The organism is Alteromonas sp. CNT1-28 (assembly GCF_022348345.1).
Lineage (GTDB): Bacteria > Pseudomonadota > Gammaproteobacteria > Enterobacterales > Alteromonadaceae > Alteromonas > Alteromonas macleodii.
The window spans coordinates 322,713-347,483 of record NZ_JAKREZ010000006.1 but is presented as its reverse complement, the minus strand read 5'-3'; the positions used below and the strand labels follow the sequence as shown (position 1 = coordinate 347,483).

Below are 24,771 nucleotides of genomic sequence, written 5' to 3'. Positions count from 1 at the left end.
TAAAGCAGTAAGGTCACCCCACCGCATAAGGCTTTTCAAGTGCGCTTAAGCCTACACCGTTGCGTTTAATCACTTTAAGCTGGGTAGGAATACGCTCTTTCATGGCTTCAATATGGCTTATCACACCAATCATTTTTCCGCTGGCATTTAGGTTGTCTAGTGCATCAAGCGCCACATCCAAAGTTTCAGCATCAAGGGTGCCAAAGCCTTCATCCAAAAACAGCGAATCGATACTAGTTTTGTGACTGACCAAGTCAGATAAAGCTAATGCCAGTGCAAGGCTCACTAAGAAACTTTCTCCGCCAGACAGGGTTTTGGTGTCTCGCACTACGTCACCTTGCCAGGTGTCTAATACACTTAAACCCAACCCTTCGTTTTCTTTTCGAATTAGCTGATAGCGACCGTGTAATTTATCAAGCTGCTGATTTGCAAGCTGCACTAAGTTGTCCAAGGTAAGTCCTTGGGCAAAACGTCTGAATTTGTCGCCGCTGGCCGAACCAATTAACGAGTGCAGGTAAGTAATATCGTCGTAATAGGCCTCAAACGCGGCCATCTCATCCACAAGCTGCTGCTGCCTTTCGCGGGCTTGATTGTTAGCGCTTAGCTGCTGTTCAATTTGCCCTAAAGACGATAACAGCGTGTCACGCTGCTGAGCTTGCTGGGTAATTTTCGTATCGAGCCACTGTGCACCGTGCTCTTCTAACTCGCTCTGCCACTGTGCTGCGTTAGCATGGGCTTTTAGCGATTGTTGGGTAGCTAGCGCGTTTTCTAGCTTTAAGTCCGCTTGTTGTTTTTGCTGAGCTAATCGCTTTTGCAGTTCAAGCAAGGTGTTGCGGGTATCTTCGTCTAAAAGCGCATTACTAAACGCTTGCTCATCGTCAAATGGGCTGCTCGCCAACTGACGGCTAAAGTGCTCTGTTGCCTCTGTAAGTGCCTGCTCTTTTTCGCGCATTTGCTCATTAAGCTGGGCAATTTCGGCCTCTAAACGAGACAAAATAGTGTCCGTTTGTTGTAGGCGAGATTTGCATTCATTTACATTTCGCTCAGCCATTTCTTGGGCGGCGTTTGCCTTATTCCTTGTTTCAGCAATATCCCCTTCTGGGAATACGGTTTTGCGCGAGTCTCGCAGCGCCTTTAATCTATTATCTAGCTGCACAAGCTCTTCAGATACATCCTTTAGCTGATTCTCAGCGCTTTCGATATCACGACTAACCACTAGCAAGGCGCTACTTACCCCTTGCAACTCATCTTTAAGTTTAGCGTGTAGCTGATGATTGTGTTTATAGGTTTTAAGCGCTTCGGCTTTTTCATTTAACCACGTGGCAATTCCATCAATAGCCAAGTTGTGAATATCAGCACCGTGCGCCGTCATAGTTTCCCTAAGCGCTAAAATACCATCGTTAACCCCTTTTGTTTTATTCTCTAACTCTGCACTACGTTCTGTAAATTGCTTTTCCAAGGTTTCGCGCTGCTGCAGAGAAACTGCAAGTTCTGACTGTTTGGCTTGTAGCAACTGTTGCGCTTCATTTTTAGCCTGCAATGCAGCATTTAGAGCTTGCTCGCACTCCTCTAAACGGGTTAATTGGGCACTAATATCATCGAGACGAGTTTTAAACTGCTCCGTAAATTGAGCGACGCTTTGCGAAGTATTAATGTCGACCTTTTCAAAGCTCGGTATATCAGCGCTAAGTACGCTTGAAATCTGCTGCCACTTTTCTAGCAGCGTATCTCGTTGCCCGCTTGCCTGTTCTAGCTGCTTATTAACCTGAGCAAGAGTGAATTCAGTTTTTGTAACACTTTCTTTTGCCCGCGCCCCTTGCTGCTCAATATCATCTAACTGCTGCTTTAAGCTATCTCGCTTTTGGATAGTTTCAGGTACATCAATAACCACGCTAGACGTGGTGTGCTCGTTTGCCCCACAGACAGGGCATGGCTCGCCACTTTTTAGCTGGGCGCGCAGGTGCGCCACTTCAGCATCCAAGGCGATAAGCGCCTCTATGTCTTTTAAATTACTACGAGTTTGCTTGTAAGCATCAACCAAGGCTTGGCGGTCAGATTGCTGCTGAGCTAGTTTCTTCGCTAAGTCTTCCTTTTGCGCACCCAGCGATACTTTCTCTTGTTCTAGTGCCAAATATTGCTGTTGAATATGCCCTATCTGTAATACGTTATCCCAATGATGAAGCTTGGTATCACGCTCTTGCTGAAGACTTGCTTTACTGGTTGCATTAGCACTATTAGTATCACTTGGTTTGTCAGATAGCGCGGCCTGAAGTGCCTTTTCGCACTTGGCTACTTGCGCGTTTTTGTCATCGAAGGTCTGCGTTAACGCGCTTAACGACTCATTTGTTTTTGCGATAGCGTCATCTAGGGATGAAAGCGCCTGACGATGATTATTTACGCTTTGTGTCAGTGTTTCTAACTGCTTTTTATCATGTTCAATATGGCGCGCCGTTTCACTCCAGCCACTTATAAATTCCGCTATGCCGCTAAGTGATTGATGTTCACGTAAGTAGGTTTCCAGTTCACCAAGCTTGGTCTTGTTATCTGCCGAAGCGTTTTCGATTTCTGTGCGCTTTAGCGTTAACGCGTTTATTGACTGCCTTAAACGTGCCGCGTTTTCGTTTGCTTTTTGCTGTTCGGTAGTGAGCTGCGCTATTTGGTTATCTAGCGGAACTACCTGCTCATTTATGCGCTTTTCAAGCTCACTGCTTTGTTGCTTTGTAAGAACTAACGCTTGTTCAGCGTTCATCACTTCCAAACTGAGCTGTGCCTTTTGCGTTTTTAAGTCGGGCAACTGGGCTGCTTTCCCGTCAAGCCTTTCTTTATAACGGGTTACGTCTTGCTGAAGCCCGTTTTTTTGCAAAAATGGCAGGCGAAGCTTTTCAGCTGGCTCACTTTGGGTTAAAAGATCAAGTTCTTGTCTCGCCTCATTGATGGCGTTATTCGCGGTCTGCTGCGCTTCACTGGCTTCTTTTATGGTTTGCTCATTGGCGTTAAACGCTTGTTGCCACTGCTGTTGCTTTTGTAACTGAACAAGTGTTTGGTTAGACACGGCGACTTGGCTCTTGGTTTGTGCTTGCTCTTCTTCAAGCTGGGCGATTTGCTCGTCGCTAAGCAAGGTTACGCCTTCCAGCTTTATCGCAAACTCTTTTTTCTTTTGTTTAGCGTCACTAAATTGCTGATGTACTGCCTGTGATATCTGCCCGTAAATTTCAGTGCCAGTTAACTCTTCAAGCAGCTCGGCTCGGTCAGCCTCGTTAGCATTTAAAAACGCAGCAAAATCCCCTTGCGACAACATCATAGACTTGGTGAAACGGGCAAAATTAAGGCCAGTCAGCTTTTCAATCTCTTCACTTTTCGGCCTAACCTGGTAAGCCAATATCTTGCCGCTTTCAACTTCGGCTAGCTCAACTTCGGCACTTTGCAGATTACCGTCAACTTTCCCTCTGGCCCGACGCATACTCCAAAACGCACGATATGCTTTGCCTTTAATATCAAACTCAACCTCCGCCAAACACTCCGCCGTGCCGCGGGTCATGATGTCGTTGTTAGACGTTGAAATTGGCCCCAAGCGAGGGGTTTGGTGATAAAGCGCTAAACAAATGGCATCAAGTAGGGTGGTTTTACCTGCCCCTGTTGGGCCAGTTATGGCAAACAGGCCATTGTCGATAAACGGCGACTGGGTGAAATCTATCTTCCACTCCCCTTTTAGGGCGTTTAGATTTTTAAGGCGTAAGGTCAGTATTCTCATTGTATTACTCGCCTTTATTTTCTGTTGTGTTTGCCAATGAGGTCTCTACTGGTACTTCGGTATCTTCATCATTGGTGTGCACTTGCTCTACTGCTTCATTGAACAGCTGCCTTATCCGGTTTAAGCGTGAAGCGCTTTTCTCTGAACCGGCTTGTTCCATTGCTCGGGTGCTTTGGTCGTCATCTAGCAGGGTTGCTTGTGCCGACTCAGTTGGTGCCGACTCACTTGTTGTATTATCTTCTATGCTCTCCAATGCCAAACGCGCTTCAAATACATCGTTTACCGATAGTTCACTAAGCTGAACGTTTTGCTTTTCTGTTAGGCTATTTACCATGCGCTTACGCTTGCGTTTCAACTGTAAAATCTCAGCGTTTTTCCCTTCTAACAAGCCCTGAATACGCTGCTGTAGATCAGTCAGATAGTCTTCTTTTTCAACTTCAATGCATAACCACACTGGGTCTTTAGAGCTAATGGCGTTATCCGTTGCGCTAATGGTTTTATTAAACTCGCTAAGGGCTTTATCTACTTCATCCAATTCGCTAACGGCATCATCTGTTTGAGAAGCTAACGTGATGGCATCGCTCTTATTAATGGCCGCCTCTATAGCTTTTAAGTCCCCTTTTATTACTTCCATGGCCTGAAAGCGCGGTACCGGAAGCGTTGAGATAGTTGGCGTTGTGCTTTCTATTTCAAACGTAACCAACACCACTTGCTTTTGCGTGTTTAGTTCATCAAAACCTAGCGGTATGGGTGAGCCTGAATAGCGAATGTGTTCTGTCTTAGCGACTTTCTGTGGCCTGTGAATATGCCCAAGTGCAATATAATCGGCGGGCGGAAACCCTTTGGCGTCAAAGCCTTCAAGGGTGCCAATGTAGATATCGCGTACACTTTCTGACTGACTCACGCCTAAAGCGGTTAAGTGCCCGGTAGCAATAATAGGAATGGCAGCACTATTTTCACTGCCCTGTTCTGCTTGTTTTTCTTCAATTGAAGCGCGCAGTGACAGGGCTTCATTATAAAGCGCCCCATAATGTTGCTTTATCGCATCGCCAAGCGCTTGACGCTTGTCAGTGGCGCTTTGCCCTGCCTCACTGACAAGCACATCACGTGGGCGAATAAAGGGTACGGCACACAGTACGGCACAGGGCTGCCCATTGCGATCGTTAAGCATAATGACTTGTTCACTTAAATCGCCATACGTACTGGCTATTACGTGGCAATTTAAGTATTTCAGTAGCGCCTTACTTTCGTTTAATACCGACACTGAATCGTGATTTCCCCCCAGCACCACCAGTGTACACTGCATGCCCTGTAGCTCACCAATAAACGCATGGTAGAGCTCTCTGGCATAGCTAGGCGGCGTGCCCGTGTCGAACACATCGCCCGCGACAATAATCGCATCTATTTGATGCACTTCTACTTGTTGAAGAAGCCATTTAAGGAAAGCGGCATGTTCATTTTTGCGACTTTTCGTAAAAAAACTCTGACCTAAATGCCAGTCAGACGTATGCAATATTTTCATGTAGAAGAGAACCAGGCTTGTTGCATTGGAGATAGAGATGCTCATTCGGCGCAATGGCGCTGCTATGGAGTGTCGATGTTGATCAACGCACCGTACAGCAACTATAGAGATTTTGTGGTTTTATGACAATGGTTTGTCTGTGTTGCATGTTCACAGGGAGCAGGTAAAAAAAGAGGCACCACACGCTTTAATAAACGTCTGGTGCTCAGGATATTATTTTGATGAAAACAACCCAAAGCTAAAAGCTGGCAGAGTAATCTGTGTTTCACCGTTGTCAGAAGCGGAAATTTTAGCGGCTCCTGAAACAACTAAGTAGCTTTCATACTGCTGAGAAACCGTTACCGTTTGCTGCTCGGCTGACACGTTAAACACGACTAAAAGTGCTTCGTCATTTTGTTGCGCCAGGCCCCCGTTTGGCATTGTGTCATTCGCTACGCGGGCGAAGGCAAACACCTGCTTTTTATCATCAAAGAACTTATTTTCTTGCACTCCATATTGAAGTAACGGCTGCTGCTTGCGAATGGCAGCGTACTCTGCAATAGATTTGTACAGCGGGTGCTGAGGGTTGAAGTTGTCATTTTTGGTGGTTTGCTCAGTACCTAACAACGTATTGTCGTTATAGCTAGCTACCTTAGATGGCATCATATCGTCTCTGGCATCCACATCGTTACCATCACCGTTAAAGCCTTGCTCATCGCCATAGTAAACGACGGGTACGCCGCGAGAGAAAAACATCATGGCATGTGCCAGCATACTGCGCTGCAGCTTTTCTTCGTTAGACGCATTGGGTAAATGCTTATTTAAGAAGAAGCCCGGGCGACCCATATCGTGATTGCCTAAAAAAGTAAGCAGTTGATTAACGTTGCTGTCTTCGTCATTGTAAAGATGATCTTGTGCTATCAGCGTTTCAATGGTCGACACTGGCTTGTCTTCAAAGAACACGCCTCCCACCGCACTTTGAAATCCAAAATCAAGCACGGCAGGAAGTTTACCCTCGGTAGTGAATGAACTTAGCGCTTCAGGGTTTGGGTCATACACTTCACCAAATACATGAAAGTTCTCAATTCCCTCAGCTTTAGCGTGCGCCATAATTGCCGGTGAGAATGCTTGCCAAAATGGCAACTGAACGTGCCTTACCGTATCAATTCTAAAGCCGTCTGGTTTAAATTCACTGATAAGCTTGGTGTAAATATCAATCATCCCTTTAACCACTTCAGGGTCTTCAGTATTGATATCATCTAACCCATTAAAATCGCCATATAAACTATTTTCACCTTCAAAAGTTGTATCACCTTGATTGTGGTAAAAGCGCGGATCGTTTAGCCATTCTGGAAATTTCTCACCCTGCTCTTTTTCTGGAACAAAAGCACGGTAAGTCCCTTGCTCTTTCACTTCCTGCAAGCTGCGATAAGTGCACTGGTCTAGTCCACTTTTAAACGAACCGTCGGCGTTGTGGCACTCTTCATACTTAATCACGTCTGCCGTATGGTTAGTAATGATATCGAAAAATACTTTAATATCTTTTTTATGCGCAGTGTCAATCAAGCGCTTTAAATCGGCGTTACTGCCAAAGTGAGGGTCAATTTCGGTGAAGTCGACTATCCAATATCCATGGTGGGCAAAACCGCCTTTCTGCACCGCTTTATTACGCAAAATAGGAGTCATCCAGATAGCGGTGATCCCCATAGATTTCAGGTAATCCAGCTTTTGTTCGATGCCCGCCATGTCGCCACCATGAAACGCCCATTTAGACGTTGTGTCGAGACCTCCGTGAGAGATCGATCCTTTTGGTGCCCCGCTGTCGTTACTTACATCGCCATTGTTAAATCTGTCTGGCATAACGAAGTAGAAGACGTCTTCGCGCACGTCGCGCTTTAGGTAACTACTTTGTGGCTGTGCCGCATTGTTGCTCTCGCCACTGTTCGTCACACCGCTGTTAGGGTCTCTATTGTTAAGAGATGGGCTGCAAGCAGTTAACGCAAGCAATATTGCGGTATAGGCCATTGTCATTTTAGATGTTTTTTTAATCATCAACCTGTTCCTTAGTAGGTTAAAACTGAGCAATAATATTTTGAGCTAGCGCTTCGTCATCAAACTCGGCCATACCGCTAATTCCTATTGCACCCACTACTTTGCCTGCCTTATCTTTTACAGGTACACCACCCGCCATACCTGTGATGCGAGGGTCGGTCCAAAAGTTAATGGTTTTGCTCGTTTCTTTTGCCCACGCAGCAAGCTGACTGGTTTTTTGCCTGTCTCTGGCTGCCGTATAAGCCTTGTTCTGCGCTAGTAGACAGGTTTGCGGGCTAGTTTCATCCATACGAGAGAACGCGATAAGCTCACCCACACTGTCTACGACAGCGACAGCAATGTGTTGATTGTTTTCTTGCGCCCAATGAATGCTATCTGTAATCATTGATTGAGCTTGCGTTAAAGAAATAGAACCCATCATGGTAACTCCACCCCTTTTGCACTTACGTACAATGCGTACCAGTCTTCCCGAGTAAGCGTCACTGTAACGGCTTCTGCACTTGCTTTAATACGCTTGGGGTTTGCCGAACCAACAATTGGCTGAATGTTGCTGGGGTGGCGCATTAACCAAGCCAACACGATTGCCTCGGGCGATACACCATATTTTTGCGCTAAGGTCGCAACGAGTTTTTTAGTCGCTTCTTCTTGCGCAGTTAGCGCAGCGGGTGCTCCGGTATATCTACCCTGGCTTGCTGGCCCCCACGACTGCATTTGAATGTTGTTTTGCTTTGCGTATTGAAGTGTGCCCGCTGTAAAGTTCACATGCTGCCCATCTGGGTTACCAACATAAATACCTTCATCCACAAAGCCTAAGTTAGTAAGACTCATCTCAACCTGATTCGCAATAAGCGGCTGATTAATATAGTGATTAAGATGCTGCATTTGTACGCCGCTCATATTCGACACGCCAAAGTGCTTAACCTTACCGCTATCAAACAAGGCATCAAATGCAGCGGCAACCTCCTCTTCTTCCATCAATGGGTCTGGGCGGTGCAGCAAAAGCAGGTCGAGATATTCCGTATTTAATCGCGAAAGCGTGTTTTCAACAGAAGTGACAATCCAGTCTTTCGAAAAATCGTAACGTTTGGGCCCGTGTTCATCTTCAAAACGAATCCCACATTTAGACTGAAGCACTATCTCTTCCCGTAAGTTAGGGCGTGCTTTTAACACTTCACCAAATGCTTGTTCTGCTTTACCCATTCGGTATATATCAGCATGATCGAACACGGTAATACCGGCTTCTAGCGCAGCATCGACCGCCGCAAACGCATGCTGGGTTTGATCTTTGGTTAATGGGTTAAAGTCCCACTCTCCACCAATAGCCATACAGCCGTAAACCAGCTGACTGGCGTGTGAAATGTACTGATTTAGAGGAAGGTTTTTCATATACACCGCTCGCAAAAAAGAATTAATAAAGGCCTTTCAGATAGCTCAAGTTTACGCTTGCAGTTACCACCTTTCAGCGCACAATAGCGAAATCATTATTCTTTATAGCGAATAGCTGTATTCCATATATAATCATTAACTCTACATTTTCTGATGTGACGTTGCTCAAGACGCAGTTTTTCGAGCATGTTGTGAATATTTATCTCCGATGTAATCTCGTGTAAAAAGTAACAAGCCAATGAAACCACATAAAAAAGTCGAGCGATTGATGCTGTTTAGTGCGGTAGCAGAAACCTTAAGCTTTGGTGCTGCGGCAGAGAAAATGCAGATATCGAGGGGCTACCTGTCGGAGCAAATAAGGGAGCTTGAACTTGCGTTAGGCGTAAAGTTGCTGCAGCGCTCAACACGCCAAGTAAGTCTTACCAACGAAGGTAAACAAGTGTACGCCGATACACAGAAGATTAATCGCAGCGTGGTAGAGCTAGAGCAAAATTTAGTACGTGAGCAAACGCAGCTAGAAGGAATTATCGCCATTACGGCGCCGAATATGTTTGCGCACTACTTGTTAAGCGAACTGTGTTTTTCCTTCTCGCAGCAGCATCCTGATGTTTCGTTCCATTTAGATACCAGCTATCAAAGGCACGACTTAAACCGAGGTCATTTCGACTTGGCGTTTCGCTCTACTAACAACCCGCCGCAAGATATGGTGGCCAAGCCATTATTTACTTATAGCCACACAATAGTTGCAGCACCGCAATACCTTAAGCAAGCCGGCACACCCAAAGTGTTGAGCGATTTAGATGCGCACCAGTGCTTTTGCGGCCCCGACCAAGATAACTGGCTCATAAACGGTAAGCGCACAGCGGTTAAAGGCTGGTTAAAACTTAATGATAATCTGGCGCTCATTCAGCATGTGCTGGAAGGCCGCGGCATTGCAAGACTGCCAAGCTATGTGGCGAAAAAGCATAGTAAGGCGGGTGAACTGGTCGCACTTTTTGAAGAAATTAAGCAGGGGTCGACACCGAGTGAGCCTCCAATAAAAAGCACCAGTCAGCTGTTTGTTGTGCACCCACAGCGCCCCCATCAATCGCTAAGAATAAAAGCCTTTTTAGACACAGTTAAACAAGCACAACACGAAGGTTATTTTAGTGGATAAGTACTCAAACTGTCAGCGCTTACCTTCCGCAATTCACGTGCGTAATGAGTAGCAATAAGGCTTGAAAGCTTCGCTTAGGCTTTATTATTCCTTGGCGTACTATTATCGACGTTAAAGGGTCAATCAAACAGGCTGATAAATATTATCCCAGTAGTCATCAAGTATCTTCACAGCATCGTTAAGCGCCCGCGCCACAAAAATATCGCCGTATTGTTCGACTAGTTCCATGTCCACCAGCTTATTAATAGCGTCAGTAACGTCGAAATCGAGCGCACAATCAAGCTCTTCTGAAAAGTAACTTTCTATTACACTATCGAGCGTTGCTAATGTCATTCCACCAGCGGCAATCTCGCGCTCTGCACGCACCGCGCAGAATGCAGCACCACCTTCTACAGACACTTCACTACATTTCAGCAAAAATGTATAAGCCAACAAAGCTTCTTTGCAGTCCTCTTCGTCTGCTGCATCAATTAACGTATGAAACACGCCTGCATTATTGTCTAAATTTTTAAAATAGAGATTGTCAGACAAGGCTTTCATAAACCTGATTTTTCTGTTTTTAAACTTTGTCCATTCCTTAAAGATAAAGCTGCCGAATACACCCATGCCAATACCAAAAGTTATTAGGCTTTGCTTAGTCAATTCCACTTCATCGTCTTTAAAGCCAAGCCAAAAGGCCAGAAAAGATGCCATGAGAAGTAGCGATGCGCCTAACTTAGTCACTAGCACCACGGTGCCACCTATTGCCGCCGATGCACTAATGATCAACTTATCTAGCGGACGCATTTTGACTTCGCTATTGGGAAACAGCATCTCCAAGTCTGCTTTAGGTACGTTTTGGAAAAGCTTTACTATGGTGGAACCAGGTTTAAAGGTAACTGGCGTTTGCCCTTTCTCTTTGAAGTAGGCTTCATTTTTAAAAGTGATATAAACAGCCACTTTGTCGTAGTTGGTAAATGACACCTGCTTTTTTCGCAACCCGAAAAAAGTACGCAGCGTTTCAGTTTTTACCGACTCGCCCCGTCGATAAAACACCACATCTTCAAAGTCTTCGAAGCTAACCGCAAGGCGCACTTTAAACAGCGACTCTTCGTTTAATGCTGCTTCTAAATCTTCGTTTGTGACTTTTTCAAAATTGGCTGCGTTTAATAGATTGGCAAACGCACTCGAAAACGCCTTTTGGCTTTGCTTTCTCGTAGCTTCACTTGAAGGTGTAAGATCGCGGGTGTCTTTGTTTGGGTCAAAATCGTTATAGCTATCTTTCAGACCCTCAAGTTGCTCATGATATTGATAGTGTATGCGATTAACGAGCAATGTTGAGAACGTACGAAAAAGAGTCCTCTCTTGCACAATTACGTTTTCACACAATCTACTAACATCATGTTTGCGAAATGGGATAAAGCGTTCTAATGGCATCGAGTGGTCTTATTAGTTCGTATGTTTCTTGTTAGATGGAAATAGTTACCGTACTGTAACAATGAAAACAACCACTTATAGATAAATTAAGTCTAATTGATAATGCCTTAGACATAGGCTTCGCCTAATGTCTAAACGACATAAATGTTAAATATAGTTAACATAGACTACACTAATTCTTAATTATACTTGTAATTTTCGGAGACGTTATGTTCGTATCAAGTTCTCGATACAATAATGACATTTCGGCTCTTAGGGACGAGAGCCAAGGCTTGCTTGGTACGCTGGATGCATTCAAAAACACAATGGCCTATGCCATTTATAGTACCGATGGACAGTGCACATTTGCCTCTCCCATATTACTTTCCATTTTGGATTACCCAAATTCAACCGCAACGTCGTTTTCCCATGCGGCAATGCGCGTTGAAGGTGTTGAACCTGAGTCACAGTACAAATCGTTTTGGCAACACTTGGTCAATGGCGGCAGCTTTAGCGACACGGTTGCAAGAAAATCGGCGTTAGGTGAAACGAAGTGGCTTAAGGCAAGCTACGTAGCGGTGAATAAGCATGGCGTTACAGAAATTCATGCCATTTACCACGATATCACTGAACATGAAAACGCCTATTTTGCTGGTAAAGCAGTGACTGACGCACTAAACAAGTCGATGGCGGTGATTGAGTTTCATCCTGATGGAACAATTATCACGGCAAATGAGAATTTTACTGCAACAGTGAAATACAGTTTGGCCGACATTCAAGGTAAACACCATCGCATGTTCTGTCGCGATAAGTTTTATCAAGAAAATCCTAATTTTTGGGATAACCTTGCCCGCGGTAATTTCTCTTCAGGCCAGTTTGAGCGCGTAGATGCGCACGGTAACGCATTGTGGTTGGAAGCAACGTACAACCCCGTGTTTGACGCTTCGGGCCGAGTGGTAAAAGTTATTAAATTTGCATCTAACATTACCGATGCAATTAACGAAAAGAATGCAATCGCACAGGCGGCGGAACTCGCAGTATCAACGGCAGAAGAGACATCTCAAATTGCCCATGAAGGAGCCTCGTCACTTCAACGAAGCGTTGAGATTTTCAATACAGCCATGTTAGAAGTTGAGCAAACCAATCAACTTATGCACGAACTGAGTGAGCAATCGCTAAAAATTGAAACCATTGTGACAACGATTAGTGGCATTGCTGAGCAAACCAACCTTTTAGCACTAAATGCCGCTATTGAAGCTGCACGTGCAGGCGATCAAGGTAGAGGATTTGCTGTAGTAGCAGATGAAGTGAGGCAGCTAGCGCAACGTACCAGCGATTCGACTGTGGAAATTGAAAGTGTAGTGGCAGAGAACAGAAAGCTTGCTGACAAATCCACGAAGAAAATGGCAGGCGTTAAAGACAGTGTTGACCAAAATAGTCAACAGATTGCGCAAGTGCAAAGCATTATTGATGAAATTCAAAAAGGCGCATTGAATGTATCTGAAACTGTATCAGGTATTCTACGCTAGCAGTCATGTTAAATTAGTAAAAAGGGCTGTTGTATCATCGACAGCCCTTTTTTAATCCGCTTTTTCACACAAACGATTTTTCGCGTACGCATACGTACAAGCCTAGCACCGTTTAATTGTGGGGGTTATTTTGCGTGCACCACGCTAGCAATCTGCTGCTGTTGAATATTCAGGTATTTCTTGATGCTGTCCCCGTTCTTGCCATATTGATCAACAAACGCAGCGACAGATAGTCCGTTACACGTCATGTCCTGTGCTACGTACTTTTTATCTAGCGCAGATTCTTTAATTTGTTCATGTAGCTTCCACTTGTTCCCGGTAGCGGCAGCAACGCAAAGGTTAGAGGTGACCGAATCGTCGGTAGGCTTAAATTCTACAGAAGCTAAAGCACTTCCGGTGAACACAGAGGTAAGAGCAACAATAGCGATAGCAGTAATACGTGATTTCATAGCATGATTTCCTTATTGGGACGAAGTTACGTTGTTGTGGCGTTACGCCTTGGCCACACTCATATTCACTATTACAATCACTGCGCCAACTTTACAAAGCTATTTAAATTCAAAAACTTAACTACAAACCCAGAAATAAGCCCCCGCTAGAACAGTAAACGAAATACGACCTTTCAAGATAATTCGCCAAATAGTAGTATTTTTGACCACTGCGTTCTATCTGAGCCTATCGTCGTCTAAAATTTCGTTTTATTGAGCGATAAAACACACTGCTTACCTTATTTGGCTTAAATAAAAAATTGTCTTAGCTTACAATGCGCTGATGACTTATCCCGTTCCAGCTAAACAGGTTGAAACCCTGTACGAAATTAAGAAAAGCAAATTCATTGCTTGTGCCGGCTTTGCAAATTCTCGTGAAAGTGCAATGGCGCTTTTAGATAGTGTGAAACAACGGTATCCCGACGCCAGACACCATTGCTGGGCTTATGTTTTTGGCAACCCTAACTCGCCAAGTAGCGCGGCGATGGCTGATGACGGCGAGCCTAGCGGCACTGCCGGTAAACCCATATTAAATGTACTCCAGCACAAAGATATCGGCGACATCATGATTATTGTCACGCGTTATTTTGGCGGAATTAAATTAGGTGCGGGGGGATTGGTAAGGGCTTACTCGGCTGCAGCACAGCAAGCCATAGATGCTCTTGAGGTAAGACAAGAGATAAAGCTGGAACCGCTTAGCGTAGACATCGATTTCAAACATGAGCAGTTTGTACGTCACTTGGTAGAGCAAGCTCAAGGTAAAATTGCGAACTGTAACTATGGAAGCAGCGTGGTAATAAATGTTGAGCTACCTTTAGATGCACTTCAAGACTTTAAAAAGCAGATGGCCCCCATTGCTTTTTCAGTGTCAGTTGAAAACGAGTAAGTCCTAGAAAACAATAAGCAAGTGATAAAATTAGGGCTAGCTTTTGATGGTTTCTATATGTAAATAAAAAAGGCTCTGAAAACCACCAGAGCCTTACCTTTTAATCACACATAACTAGGGCCTGTTAACCTTATCCTTTAAAGGTGCCTCGAATGGGGTAGTTGTTATCTGGGTTACGTATAAACTCCAAGCCTGATACAAGTTGCTCTAAGTCAGGGCGCACAAACGGCGCGTTTGCTATTTCAGCAATATGAATGTCGTTTTTTTCATTCACTACAAATAGCGCAGGTTCAGCAAAATTGTGGTCGGTTTCTTTATCTGAACGCGGCTTGGAGATGTATAGCCCAAGTTTTTCCATATCTTCTTGCGAGAGACCGTAAGCAATAGGGAACGTAATCGACAGGTCGTCTAGATGCTCATCGAGCTGTGCTTTGCTGTCACCACTTACAGCCACCAAATCAATATTGAGCTCACGTAGACGACCTTTATAATCTTCTAATTTGTTCAGGAATTTAGTACATATTGGGCAGTGTTTACCGCGATAAACAACCACCATTTTCCAATCACATCCCTCTTCTTTATTGGTAAGCGACACCGTTTCCCCTGTGGATAGGGTTGCTGAGACATCGGGAAATGTCGTTGCTGGATGCATTTTTTGCGTATACATAAAAACTCCTTAAAGTCGGTTTAATCCTTCAAAGTACAAGCGAGATCGCGATAAACTGCTTTGTACAGATACACATCAAAGTAAAATTCTATACGTTGTACCCAACTTTCAGATCGTTTATTTGAACAATTGTTCAAATTTTTATTATTTTTCCTCTCGCGTTTTCTATACCAGTAACAGACACAAAAAAAGCAGCTCAATTGAGCTGCTTTTATTTTTTAGCCAAGTAACGGAAACCTACAAACGTAGACCTTTACTGTCGTTATCACAAAAACGAAGGTCTTCTTATCGAGACCGGTTCGCATGAGTCTAATAAAGTCTTAGTTCACATAGCCTTCATTAGCTTTCACTGTAAGTGGGTGATAGCCCGGTTTCGCTTCTTCAAATGCGCGTTTAGCAAACGCCTTGCCTTCAGGTGTTTTTGATAGCTCGCGATAAAGGGGCTTAACAAGCTTATTGCGCCCTATCGACACCAAGTAGCTATACAAACGATCATAGGCAGGCTGATAGTTATTCTCTACTGCGATCATCAACCAGCTATGAGCAATTTCGTTGTTTTTAGTCGAGGTGAGTGAAAACGCTGAATCTAGCTCAGCCAGCTGTGCGTTGCTTAGCGATTCAGGCATGTTGTTTAGAAAATATAGCCACTCGTGTACAGTCCACTGCGCGGTTTCAATATCCGCCGCTTTCACGTCGCCAGAAAGCCAAGCTCTTCGTGTGTCATCGATTTTAGTGAACGCATCAGATTCTGGCTGTGGCGCTCCCTCGGGAATGCCTGGTTCAAAAATCCACGTTTGGATGCGCTCCGCGTCTAACTTATCTGGATACTGCTTTAACAAAGTATCATCTAAATAAGCAATAAAGGTGTCGGTAGTAATGCTCTTAAAAGCAAAGTCTTTAAAGTACTGCATTAAGAAAGCATCAAAGTTTTCTCGGCCGATCTTTTGTTCAATTTCACGTAAGAACAGTGCGCCTTTTTCATAGGGAATATTTGAGAAAACATCGTCCGGATTGCGACCACGAAGGTCAATAGCCAGGATCTCATCATTTTCCTCTAATGCAGCAACATCATTCTCCAGGTCTTGATAACCGAGCACCGCTTCTTTTTTGAAACGATCGTGACCGTAGATCATTTCCATAATTCGGTAAGTTAAGTAGGTTGTGAAGCCCTCGTTTAACCACAGATCACGCCATGTTGCATTTGTTACTGTGTTCCCAGACCAGCTGTGCGCCAGTTCATGAGCAATCAATGAAACCAAGCTTTTATCACCAGCAATGACCGTTGGGGTGATAAACGACAAACGAGGGTTTTCCATACCACCAAACGGGAATGACGGCGGTAGAATTAATAGATCGTAACGGTCCCACTGGTAAGGTCCATAGGTTTCTTCTGTTACTTCTAACATCGCCTCAGTGTCTTCAAATTCTTTCGCTGCACTTTCAAGTAACGCAGGCTCAGCATACACACCTGTACGCTCACCCATGGCTTTAAATTCTAAATCACCTATAGCCAACGCAATAAGATACGAAGGGATAGGCTGCGGCATGGTGAACTCATATTCACCATCGCGCTCGGTGGTAGGATCGTTTGACGCACTCATCACCGCCAACAGCGCTTCAGGTGTCTTAATGGTCGCGTCATAGGTTACGCGTACTTGCGGTGAGTCTTGAAGCGGAATGAAGCTTCGCGCGTGAACCGCTTGCGCTTGGGTAAACAGGAACGGGTGCTTTTTACCTGCAGTTTGCGCTGGCGTTAACCATTGTACGCCAGACGCTTCAGGTGAGGTTGAATACGCAACCGTTACTGCGTTTGCGGAACTAGGTAACGTAATCGTAAGAGGTGTACCTAAATCAGGGTCAACCTCTCCCATTTCAAAAGGAACACTTTCACCGTCTACGGTAACACTTTGAATGTCCAATGCTCGCGTATCTAACACCAATGTGTTGTTGTCGGGCTTTTCACGCTTTACATCAAGCGTTACGTCGCCAACAAGCTGCTTGGTCTCAAAGTTTGCAGTTAGGTTTAGGCTGAGATGGGTAACCCGAATTTCATTAGGGTTCGCGAAGGAGTGATAATCTACCCCAGAGGCAATAGCCGCGTCAGCTTGGTTTGCTACTGCAACATTTTGTGCTTCAGTGTCTGAAGTCGAGCCTACGCTGACGGCTTGATCTTTGTCTGTCTTGGCTGCGTCTACATTGCTGTTGTCGCTGCATGCGAACAAAACAGGCGCGCATACGAATGTAGCCAGTAATCCGTATTTTTTCATATAACTTCCTAAAGGATGATTGATACGACCTCAGTGTATCAATCTGTTATATGACTGGCGACTCTAATTCGAAGAGCTGCGTTGTAACTGCGCTATATTTCGAAAAGCAGTAAGGGTTAACATGAATAAGTGCAGGATAGCTACGCCATCTGACGAAGGCGTAGCTATCCGACAAGGGCATTAACTATCTGCGTTAACCGCTGACTCGTTTGCCGTTTAATTAAGCAAGGCTAATATCTACTTCAATGTTACCGCGGGTCGCATTTGAGTATGGGCATACTTGATGCGCAGTTTCCACCAAGCCTTGCGCTTGTGCTTTGTCCATATCGCCCAAATCTACCGTCAGTTTTACTGCAATAGCAAAGCCTTGTTCAATAGGTCCAATTGCAACGTTGCCAGTTACACTAATGTCATCGGCCAGCTTAATTTTTTGCGATGCAGCCACATGCTTAAGTGCACCGATAAAGCACGCCGAATAGCCCGCTGCGAACATTTGTTCAGGGTTCGTCCCTTCTCCACCTGCACCGCCCAATTCTTTGGGTGTAGAGAGTTTAAGGTCTAGCTTACCATCACTTGATTTCGCTGTTCCTTCACGACCACCTGTTGCTGTTGCACTTCCGGTATAAACGACTTGTTGAAGTTTATGCATAGTTACTCTCCTCATAGGTTTATTTAAACAACTACTTTGCATGCAAAATAAATTATCACCAAACCAACTTGCAGATCAAGTGCTTTGTATGCAAAATATTATTGTTAAGAAAAAGCCGTATCGATAAGGGTTAAGCGTCATGTCAGAATTATTGAAGTTAGAAAATCAGCTTTGCCACCGTTTTTATACGCTGTCGAATGCATTCACTCGTGCTTACCGCCCCCTTCTTAAAGCGCTGGATATCACCTATCCTCAATATGTGACTTTAATGGCGCTTTGGGAAGATGACGACATTACTATTGCCGAGCTTTTAGACAGAACGGCCATAGACGGTGGTGCTATGTCGCTGATTCTCAAAAAGCTACAAGACAAAGGCTTTTTAGTTGTCACTAAAGATAAAGCCGACAAACGCGTTAAGCGCGTTCAACTCACTGAAACGGGCAAGAAGAAGAAAGCCATAGCAGAAGACGTGCCTGCGCAGATGCTCTGCAAGCTCAATGGCATGACTGCAGATGAAAGCCGTACGTTAAAAGTCCTACTGGACAAATTAGGCGGCTGTTTCGAGAATGCAGATTTAAACCAGTCCGGATAGATAATCACTACTCAGCCCTACATTCCCACGCTTTGCTAGGAAACTTGCCAGCGCCTTGTGAGTGGGCAATTATCTATGCGTATTGGTATTTTAACCTCTTTTTGTAATCTGATTGTCATCAGATTTTTGACGTTTTCTGTTATTATTTTCGCATTGAGCGAACAAGTGTGCGCTATAATTGTCCTAGTGGACGTAGTAGGGAAAATGCTGAACTGCGCGCTTCAATTGAAAGCGCTAGTCGCTGAAATGATCGCATGTCTTATCGAGAAAGTGCGACAACAGGCTTTAAAGACATTTACTACCCATTATTCTTAGAAATAAAAAAACAGGAGCTGTGATGATCCAAGAACAGATTCAGACACAGGCTGTGCCGCAATCAAAAAGCATTCCTGCAAAAGCCTACTCTGTACTGGAAGAGTGGCTGAACAGTATTAGTCATGGGGTTGGCTTTATTGCTGCTATCGTGGGTTTAGTATTTATGTTGTATCGAGCGGAAGATACGCTCGCGTTAACTACTGCAGCTATTTATGGCTCTACACTCATTCTGGTGTTTTTAAGCTCAACCCTTTATCACGCCATTTCCCATCAAAAGGCAAAGGGATGGCTTAAGCTATTTGACCACAGCGCAATATACTTATTGATAGCAGGTACTTACACACCATTGTTACTGGTTTCGATTGGTGGCGTGTTGGGTATTACTATGACCGCGATTATCTGGAGCTTGGCAATTGGCGGCGTGGCGTTTAAGCTCGTCGCGCAGCACCGTTTCCCAAAGGTATCCGTGATGACTTATTTGCTGATGGGATGGATTGCACTGGGTCTTATCTACCCTCTTTATGTCGCCCTTCCCGGTGCTGGCCTATGGTTATTGGTAGCAGGCGGGCTGTGTTTCAGTGTAGGCGTGTGCTTTTACGTGGCAAAAAAGGTAAAGTACACCCATGCAATTTGGCACATGTTCGTGATTGGCGGATGTAGCTGCCACTACTTTTCAATTTATTATTTTGTCGTTTAACAAAAGGCCCAAATTAAGCTGCTATGCCAAAACCATGTAAAAACTTATGCTAACAAACAAGCAAGACGCCGAGAAAAAGGAAAACAGCACTACGTTGACACCAGGTATTGCGTGGTTTTCACTACACGCAGGACAAATATGCTTGGGTAAAAAGCCCGTTGAAAGTGACTTTGAACGCCTTAAGTCACTGGGTGTTACCCATATTGCAACGGTTCAGACCAGTGAAGAACATGCGCCAGTTATACGCGACAATTCTGTCGCAGCTGGGCTAGAGTGGCTATGGGTTCCCTTTGTACATCCATCGTCAGAATCGCCTACTGAGGATACGCATCTTCATCAATACCTTCATGAACTATCTCAAATGTTGACCGAAGGAGCGAAGATATACTTACACTGCGATGGCTCACAGCATCGCTGTAGCCTTTTATTCTATGCACTTTGCCACTATTGCCGTGTTCCATCTAATAGCGCTTACAATGCGCTGCACAGCTTTGGCGCTAGTGCGGCAAATAACCTTAAGAGATCTGAACTCACATGGGCAGCAGAATTAGGGCATATTGCACCTAAAATGTAGGCCAATAAAAAGCGCCTTCGTTATCAACGTTCATCAACGAAGGCGCGCGTGCTGTTTTAACAAAGCAAAGCGTTCATAAGTGCGCCGAGCTTATTTATTTAAAACTGATAAATATTAGCGTTGGTGAGAAGTTTATTCGCGTCTATTTTTTCTTGAACACAGCGCACTATATCAGCACGAGTAAATACATAAATTCGGTCTTTGCGCTCGCGGCTCTCGTCCATCTCAAAATCTTTCAGCACCATGCTGATATGTTCATTTTCCGGCAGACCGCGTAAGCCTGACCCAAATCTGCATAAGGTCTCGCTCATGCCCGACTCAAAACCGGCCAGAAACGTTTTGTAAGCTTGCTGCTGCTGCGCTTTACGCGCCTCCATTTGTTTAGTCTGCTCTTTTTCAATTGCTTTAAGTTCATCCTTCATGCTTTTTTCTTTCGCTTCTAATTGCTTAAGCTGCTCTCCAGACTGCTCTTTTTGCGCGAGTAATTCTTTTTTTCGCGCCTCGTCAGCGTGACGCAATTCAAAGGTAATATCTCGCAGTTCACGCTCTACTTCTCTTGCTTCCCAGGCAAGTTCACGCTGCATGTTGCGCAAGTCGCGTAAGCGACTATTGTTGTCAGCAAACGCCTGAGAAAAACGATGGCTGGTTTCTTCTGCGTAAGCTTCCCACTCTCTGGCTGCTTCAAACACAATGTCATCTACATCACTAAACGAATTTGCAGACGGAACTGGTGGTGCAGGCGGTGCAGGTGGTACGGTGGCAACTAATCCTTCTACCAGCGTTTCTATCTCTCGTACCCAGTTACCGCTTTGGCCTCTTACTGAAAAAGTAAATACCGCCCCCTGCCCAGCAAGATAGCTGGTTTCAATTTGACTCACTCTCCAAGAATCAGTTGCGGCATTTTGTCGTAAGGACGTTTTGAGTACCCCAGACATTATTTCTAATTCATTCGATAGCGTGTCATATTTTTGCGCACTTTGTGCGTTCGCAAGACCACCAGCAGCAGAGCAAAGTAGTAAAGCAGTTAATAAACGTTTCATAATTTCACCTAATTACATTAATCATCTAGCGACGACTGTGGATTGTTTGTTTCATATGGCATGGTTAATGGCACTTCAGAACGGCTGTTAGATAAACTTACCGCGCTGTACCCTATTTCAATGTCATCAATTTCATCCTGTAGACGCGTAAATTGGCGTGCATAGAATCTTTGATCGTCAATACGCTGCTCGTTAATAAATTTAATAAGCTCGGCAAAGTCGTGTTTGCGTTCTTCTCTACTCGACGCTAACAAGTACTTAGTAAGCTCTGCACTGCTTTGTTGCTGCTGTGTAGATAGCGCCTGAGCGTATTCTTTGAATAGTGTTTGGTTTGCTTGTTGATAGAAATCACGTTGCTCACCTAAAGCTTTAGCAACTTCTTGCGTAACGCGCTGCTCAACCATTTCATCCACTGTGTTGGCGCTTTTGTTTGAAAACGTAAGCGCTATACCGTTATCGCTATACGACAGCTTTGCGCCGGTGAGTACGGCTAACAGCGCACAGGCCGACATGGCCATGGCACACGCTGGCAAGCTAAACCAAGACGACAGCGAACGTGGTTCATCTTTCTTAAAAAAGGTCTGTTCTTTGTCCCACTGGGGAAGTGCCGGAGCAACGAAGCTTGAGCTTGCGCTGTTCAAACGGGCGCTATTTTCTACCGCCTGCGCGAACTCAGCATCTGAATCGCACAACGCGTTAAACTGCTTTTCCTGCTCGCTATCAAGCGAGTTGTCCAGATAAGCTGAGAATAAGGCTTCTTTGTCATATAAGGTCATTATTCCAACTCCAACTTCAACTTTGCCAAGGCTGCGTAAAGTCGCGACTTAGCGGTATTTACTGAGATATCCATTTGCTGTGCAATTTCTTCGAACGTGAAGTGGCCGAAGAATTTCAATTCCACCACCGCTTTTTGGCCTAAAGGTAAAGTCTGCATAGCCTGCGTTAACGCTCTACTCTCTCGGTCGCTATAAAGCTGCATTTCTGGGCATGGTGCACCGCAAAGCGGCGCCTGTATGTCGTCAATGTCTGAATGCGGCTTTCGCTTGCGATACAGCTCAACACAGCGGCAGTGGGCAATGCGATAGAGCCAACTTTTAAAACTGCCCTCACCTTTAAAACAGGCAAGACTGCGAAACACAGAGATAAAAATCTCCTGCATTAAATCTGCTGCATCATGGCTATTCCCTGTCATTCGAATACCGTATTGATACATAGCGGTTTCGTAGCGAGATATAAGCGTAAACCACGCTTTTTTATTACCCTTTAATGCCTGTTCCACGAGTTTTTCATCTCGTTTATTAAACACGCCGTTCCCCGTTTTTACGCTCTGTTTTTTTACTTAACCATTAAGTCGATAGGCTTTGCAAAAAAGTTTGTTTAATTGATAAATAAATTGTCATTTAGGGAATAACGCCAATGAAACTGTGCTTTAAGCGATGGATGAAGAACTTCTTTGGGGTTGGTGCACAAGACAATAATTGATGTCAGCAATAAAAAAGCGGCTGAACCTACAGGCTCTACCGCTTTAGCTAAATATGAAAGGTAGCGCGCTCAGCGCCAAGCTTATTTTAACGTGGGAATAGGCAGCAGTGGCGAGATAATTTCACCGATACGACGAAACAGCTGCATACGTGTAGTGCCTGAACGCCATACTAAGCCAATTTCGCGAAACCCCTGCTCTTCAGCGGGGAAGCTCTTAAGACCTGTATGCTCAAGAATAGACTGGTTTATCGCAAGTTCAGGTAAGAAGGTGTAGCCCATTTTGCTATTCGCTAATTGCACCAAGGTATATAAGCTGCTTGCCGCTACGCTGCTAATTTGGTCGCTGTGCTGAAGGTTACACGCGCTCACCGCATGCCCGGTCATACAATGTTCTTGCTGAAGTAAGAAAATACTCTTTTTAGGCAGGGTTGAAATGTCGACAGGATTAGGTAGTTGCTCAGCCATATCTTTGTGCGCAATAAGATGGAACGGGTCATGCCCCAAGACCATCTGTTTACACCCTGGTGTTTCCATTGGCAACGCTAGAATAAGTAAGTCTAATCTGCCGTCGGTCAATTGCTGTAGCAACTTCTCCGTCGTGTCTTCCTGCATTTCCAAGTTGATCTCGGGTAAAAATGCAGAAAACGCCCCCATCATGCCTTCAAAAAGAAACGGCGCAATGGTTGGAATAACACCTAGTTTTAAGGTGCCTCGCTGCCAATTGCCCGCGTTTTGCGCATACTCAACCAGCTCTCCCGCTTCCTGAAGTAGCACTTTACTGCGTTCAACGATATCTAGTCCCAACGATGTAAACACAAAGGTTTTATGTTCACGCTCAAGAAGTTGGCTTCCGAAGTGCTCTTCAAGGTTCTGAATGGCCGTACTCAATGTTGACTGACTTACGTTACAGCGCTGTGCAGCACGATGAAAATGTTGCTCTTGATGTAGCGTCACCAAATAGTGCAGGTGCTTAAGATTAGGCCATTTCATGGGCATCTCACAATTATTTAAAAAGGGATTAAAAAATATTGGATTAATCTAACATAAAGATTAAATAGCGCCTAGGGTTGATGCCCATGGTTAACGAGAGCGATCTTCTATTATTTGCAGCTGTACGTATACAACACCCTAAAAAAGAGGTAGATAATTCTGTTTATTGTGCAATCTATAAGAAGCTTTTGAGAATTTGACATTTCCCGCTGGAAAGCCCCCATAAGTAGCGTTAGGATTAAATTAAAGCGTTATACGCAACATATTTTTACAGCGAAGTAAGACCCGCTCTTGTATCATTCAGTCAATAGAGCGATTAACTATTGAGGGCAGTATGAAAGGACATTATAAGAACATTTTATGTGTATTGAGCGACTCTCATCGTCAAGATGATACGGTAGCCCAAGCACTGCATATCGCCAAAGCGCACCAAGCCTCGCTTACCATTATGCTTTCGTTAGAATCTTTGCCGCCCAACGCCAGTATGGTCATGGAGTCTTTCTCTTATGTTGATTCTCAGCAAACTATGGAAACCCAAGCTCAGCACTGGTTAAAAGAACAAGCGGAAAGCTGGGGAAAACACTATCCTGTGTCTACCGCGGTAACGGTAGGTCAGCCGCTTATTGACGTTGTGCGTTATGTAAAAAAGAACAATATCGATCTAGTAATTAAACGGGCAGAAGAGAGCTTTCTAGATAAGTTATTCGGAAGCTTAGATATGCGTTTATTCCGCAAGTGCCCTTGCCCGGTTTGGATCATTAACCACAAGCCTCGCAGTCAGTACAAAAACGTAGTTGCAGCACTGGATTTGAACTATCACTATCCTCAACATGAAGTGTCTATTAGGCGCGATCTTAATCGCGACATTTTGCGTCACGCAAGCCAAATAGCCTTGCTAGAATTTGCACAGCTGCACATTGTCCACGTTTTCGATGCGGTTCCTGAGAACATAGCAAGAGACGGTTTCATATCGGTTGATAACGATAGAATGGAAACCGATCTTGCAAAAATCCATGCCGAGCGTGAATCGGAACTAGACAAATTGCTTGAAGAACTAGGCAATGAATTGGATGACAATGTATTAGAGTATTTGAAACCTCAGAAGCACATTGTTCACGGTTACCCTCGAAGAGAAATAGCAGCCACAACCACATCCCTTGATACCGACATTATTGTTATGGGCACAGTGGCACGTTTAGGTGTGCCTGGCTACATCATGGGCGACACCGCAGAAGAAACTATCCATCAGCTTAAGTGTGCCGTTGTGGGTGTTAAACCCCGTGGCTTCGAAACGCCTATCTCTATTGATTAAAGAAAACATTCCACAAACAAAAAGGCCGTGCTTCACTTCAAG

21 protein-coding genes are annotated in these 24,771 nt (G+C 44.6%); 7 read left to right on the top strand and 14 right to left on the bottom strand.

What is annotated here, in order from left to right; translation table 11 throughout:
- Positions 1-13: 13 nt before the first annotated feature.
- From MHN02_RS06255 to MHN02_RS06235, 5 genes are all read right to left on the bottom strand, one after another.
- A complete protein-coding gene (locus MHN02_RS06255) occupies positions 14-3,751 on the bottom strand; it encodes an AAA family ATPase (RefSeq protein WP_239245095.1) in 3,738 nt (1,245 codons plus the stop codon).
- Positions 3,752-3,755: 4 nt separating this feature from the next.
- Positions 3,756-5,273, bottom strand: coding sequence for an exonuclease subunit SbcD (gene sbcD, locus MHN02_RS06250; protein ID WP_168533293.1), 1,518 nt, complete (start codon positions 5,271-5,273; stop codon positions 3,756-3,758).
- A gap of 213 nt (positions 5,274-5,486) precedes the next feature.
- Positions 5,487-7,304 (bottom strand): alpha-amylase family glycosyl hydrolase, encoded by a 1,818-nt coding sequence (locus MHN02_RS06245; protein WP_168533295.1) that lies wholly within the window; start codon positions 7,302-7,304, stop codon positions 5,487-5,489.
- A 19-nt stretch (positions 7,305-7,323) separates the two neighbouring features.
- A complete protein-coding gene (locus MHN02_RS06240; protein WP_230962216.1) occupies positions 7,324-7,725 on the bottom strand; it encodes a heme-binding protein in 402 nt (133 codons plus the stop codon).
- Positions 7,722-8,690 carry an aldo/keto reductase gene (locus MHN02_RS06235; RefSeq protein ID WP_239245093.1) on the bottom strand — a complete coding sequence of 323 codons (969 nt, stop codon included), beginning with the start codon at positions 8,688-8,690 and terminating at the stop codon, positions 7,722-7,724. The genes MHN02_RS06240 and MHN02_RS06235 overlap by 4 nt, the downstream gene beginning before the upstream one ends.
- Before the next feature lie 238 nt (positions 8,691-8,928).
- Here MHN02_RS06235 and MHN02_RS06230 point away from each other — a divergent pair, with 238 nt between their 5' ends.
- Positions 8,929-9,846 carry a LysR family transcriptional regulator gene (locus MHN02_RS06230; protein ID WP_039224621.1) on the top strand — a complete coding sequence of 306 codons (918 nt, stop codon included), beginning with the start codon at positions 8,929-8,931 and terminating at the stop codon, positions 9,844-9,846.
- A gap of 123 nt (positions 9,847-9,969) precedes the next feature.
- Here MHN02_RS06230 and MHN02_RS06225 read toward each other — a convergent pair whose 3' ends face one another.
- Entirely contained in the window at positions 9,970-11,262 is a 1,293-nt protein-coding gene (locus MHN02_RS06225; RefSeq protein ID WP_239245091.1) for a TMEM143 family protein, read from the bottom strand.
- 209 nt (positions 11,263-11,471) lie between these two features.
- Here MHN02_RS06225 and MHN02_RS06220 point away from each other — a divergent pair, with 209 nt between their 5' ends.
- Positions 11,472-12,770, top strand: coding sequence for a PAS domain-containing methyl-accepting chemotaxis protein (locus MHN02_RS06220; protein WP_239245089.1), 1,299 nt, complete (start codon positions 11,472-11,474; stop codon positions 12,768-12,770).
- A gap of 125 nt (positions 12,771-12,895) precedes the next feature.
- On the opposite strand, the gene MHN02_RS06215 is transcribed toward MHN02_RS06220, so the two are convergent.
- Positions 12,896-13,219: a DUF3718 domain-containing protein gene (locus MHN02_RS06215; protein ID WP_014978455.1), complete on the bottom strand. Its 324-nt coding sequence runs from the start codon at positions 13,217-13,219 to the stop codon at positions 12,896-12,898.
- A 322-nt stretch (positions 13,220-13,541) separates the two neighbouring features.
- On the opposite strand from MHN02_RS06215, the gene MHN02_RS06210 reads away from it, so the two are divergent.
- On the top strand, positions 13,542-14,144 hold the full coding sequence (locus MHN02_RS06210) for a YigZ family protein (RefSeq protein ID WP_239245087.1): 603 nt from the start codon (positions 13,542-13,544) through the stop codon (positions 14,142-14,144).
- Positions 14,145-14,274: 130 nt separating this feature from the next.
- On the opposite strand, the gene MHN02_RS06205 is transcribed toward MHN02_RS06210, so the two are convergent.
- From MHN02_RS06205 to MHN02_RS06195, 3 genes are all read right to left on the bottom strand, one after another.
- Positions 14,275-14,811, bottom strand: a complete 537-nt coding sequence (locus MHN02_RS06205; protein ID WP_014975770.1) for a redoxin domain-containing protein — start codon at positions 14,809-14,811, stop codon at positions 14,275-14,277.
- 320 nt (positions 14,812-15,131) lie between these two features.
- Positions 15,132-17,078: a M1 family metallopeptidase gene (locus tag MHN02_RS06200; protein ID WP_101563553.1), complete on the bottom strand. Its 1,947-nt coding sequence runs from the start codon at positions 17,076-17,078 to the stop codon at positions 15,132-15,134.
- A gap of 220 nt (positions 17,079-17,298) precedes the next feature.
- Positions 17,299-17,727, bottom strand: coding sequence for an organic hydroperoxide resistance protein (locus MHN02_RS06195; RefSeq protein WP_014948414.1), 429 nt, complete (start codon positions 17,725-17,727; stop codon positions 17,299-17,301).
- A 139-nt stretch (positions 17,728-17,866) separates the two neighbouring features.
- On the opposite strand from MHN02_RS06195, the gene MHN02_RS06190 reads away from it, so the two are divergent.
- The 3 genes from MHN02_RS06190 (at position 17,867) to MHN02_RS06180 (ending at position 19,905) form a co-directional block, all read left to right on the top strand.
- Positions 17,867-18,319: a MarR family transcriptional regulator gene (locus MHN02_RS06190; RefSeq protein WP_075176036.1), complete on the top strand. Its 453-nt coding sequence runs from the start codon at positions 17,867-17,869 to the stop codon at positions 18,317-18,319.
- A gap of 337 nt (positions 18,320-18,656) precedes the next feature.
- Complete coding sequence (locus MHN02_RS06185) at positions 18,657-19,331, top strand: hemolysin III family protein (protein ID WP_014948411.1); 675 nt, start codon at positions 18,657-18,659, stop codon at positions 19,329-19,331.
- Positions 19,332-19,377: 46 nt separating this feature from the next.
- Positions 19,378-19,905, top strand: a complete 528-nt coding sequence (locus MHN02_RS06180) for a hypothetical protein (RefSeq protein ID WP_039224611.1) — start codon at positions 19,378-19,380, stop codon at positions 19,903-19,905.
- Positions 19,906-20,003: 98 nt separating this feature from the next.
- On the opposite strand, the gene MHN02_RS06175 is transcribed toward MHN02_RS06180, so the two are convergent.
- The 4 genes from MHN02_RS06175 to MHN02_RS06160 form a co-directional block, all read right to left on the bottom strand.
- Complete coding sequence (locus MHN02_RS06175; protein ID WP_014978448.1) at positions 20,004-20,945, bottom strand: hypothetical protein; 942 nt, start codon at positions 20,943-20,945, stop codon at positions 20,004-20,006.
- Between the two features lie 17 nt (positions 20,946-20,962).
- The gene (locus MHN02_RS06170; protein WP_168462779.1) at positions 20,963-21,721 is read right to left on the bottom strand and encodes a hypothetical protein; all 759 of its coding nucleotides are present in this window, start codon (positions 21,719-21,721) and stop codon (positions 20,963-20,965) included.
- Positions 21,721-22,251 carry a sigma-70 family RNA polymerase sigma factor gene (locus MHN02_RS06165; RefSeq protein ID WP_014975762.1) on the bottom strand — a complete coding sequence of 177 codons (531 nt, stop codon included), beginning with the start codon at positions 22,249-22,251 and terminating at the stop codon, positions 21,721-21,723. Before MHN02_RS06165 ends, MHN02_RS06170 begins: the two co-directional genes overlap by 1 nt.
- 257 nt (positions 22,252-22,508) lie before the next feature.
- Complete coding sequence (locus MHN02_RS06160) at positions 22,509-23,417, bottom strand: hydrogen peroxide-inducible genes activator (protein WP_014948406.1); 909 nt, start codon at positions 23,415-23,417, stop codon at positions 22,509-22,511.
- Positions 23,418-23,751: 334 nt separating this feature from the next.
- Between MHN02_RS06160 and MHN02_RS06155 the strand changes: the two genes are divergently transcribed.
- The gene (locus tag MHN02_RS06155; RefSeq protein WP_014975760.1) at positions 23,752-24,729 is read left to right on the top strand and encodes a universal stress protein; all 978 of its coding nucleotides are present in this window, start codon (positions 23,752-23,754) and stop codon (positions 24,727-24,729) included.
- The last annotated feature ends 42 nt before the right edge of the window (positions 24,730-24,771 follow it).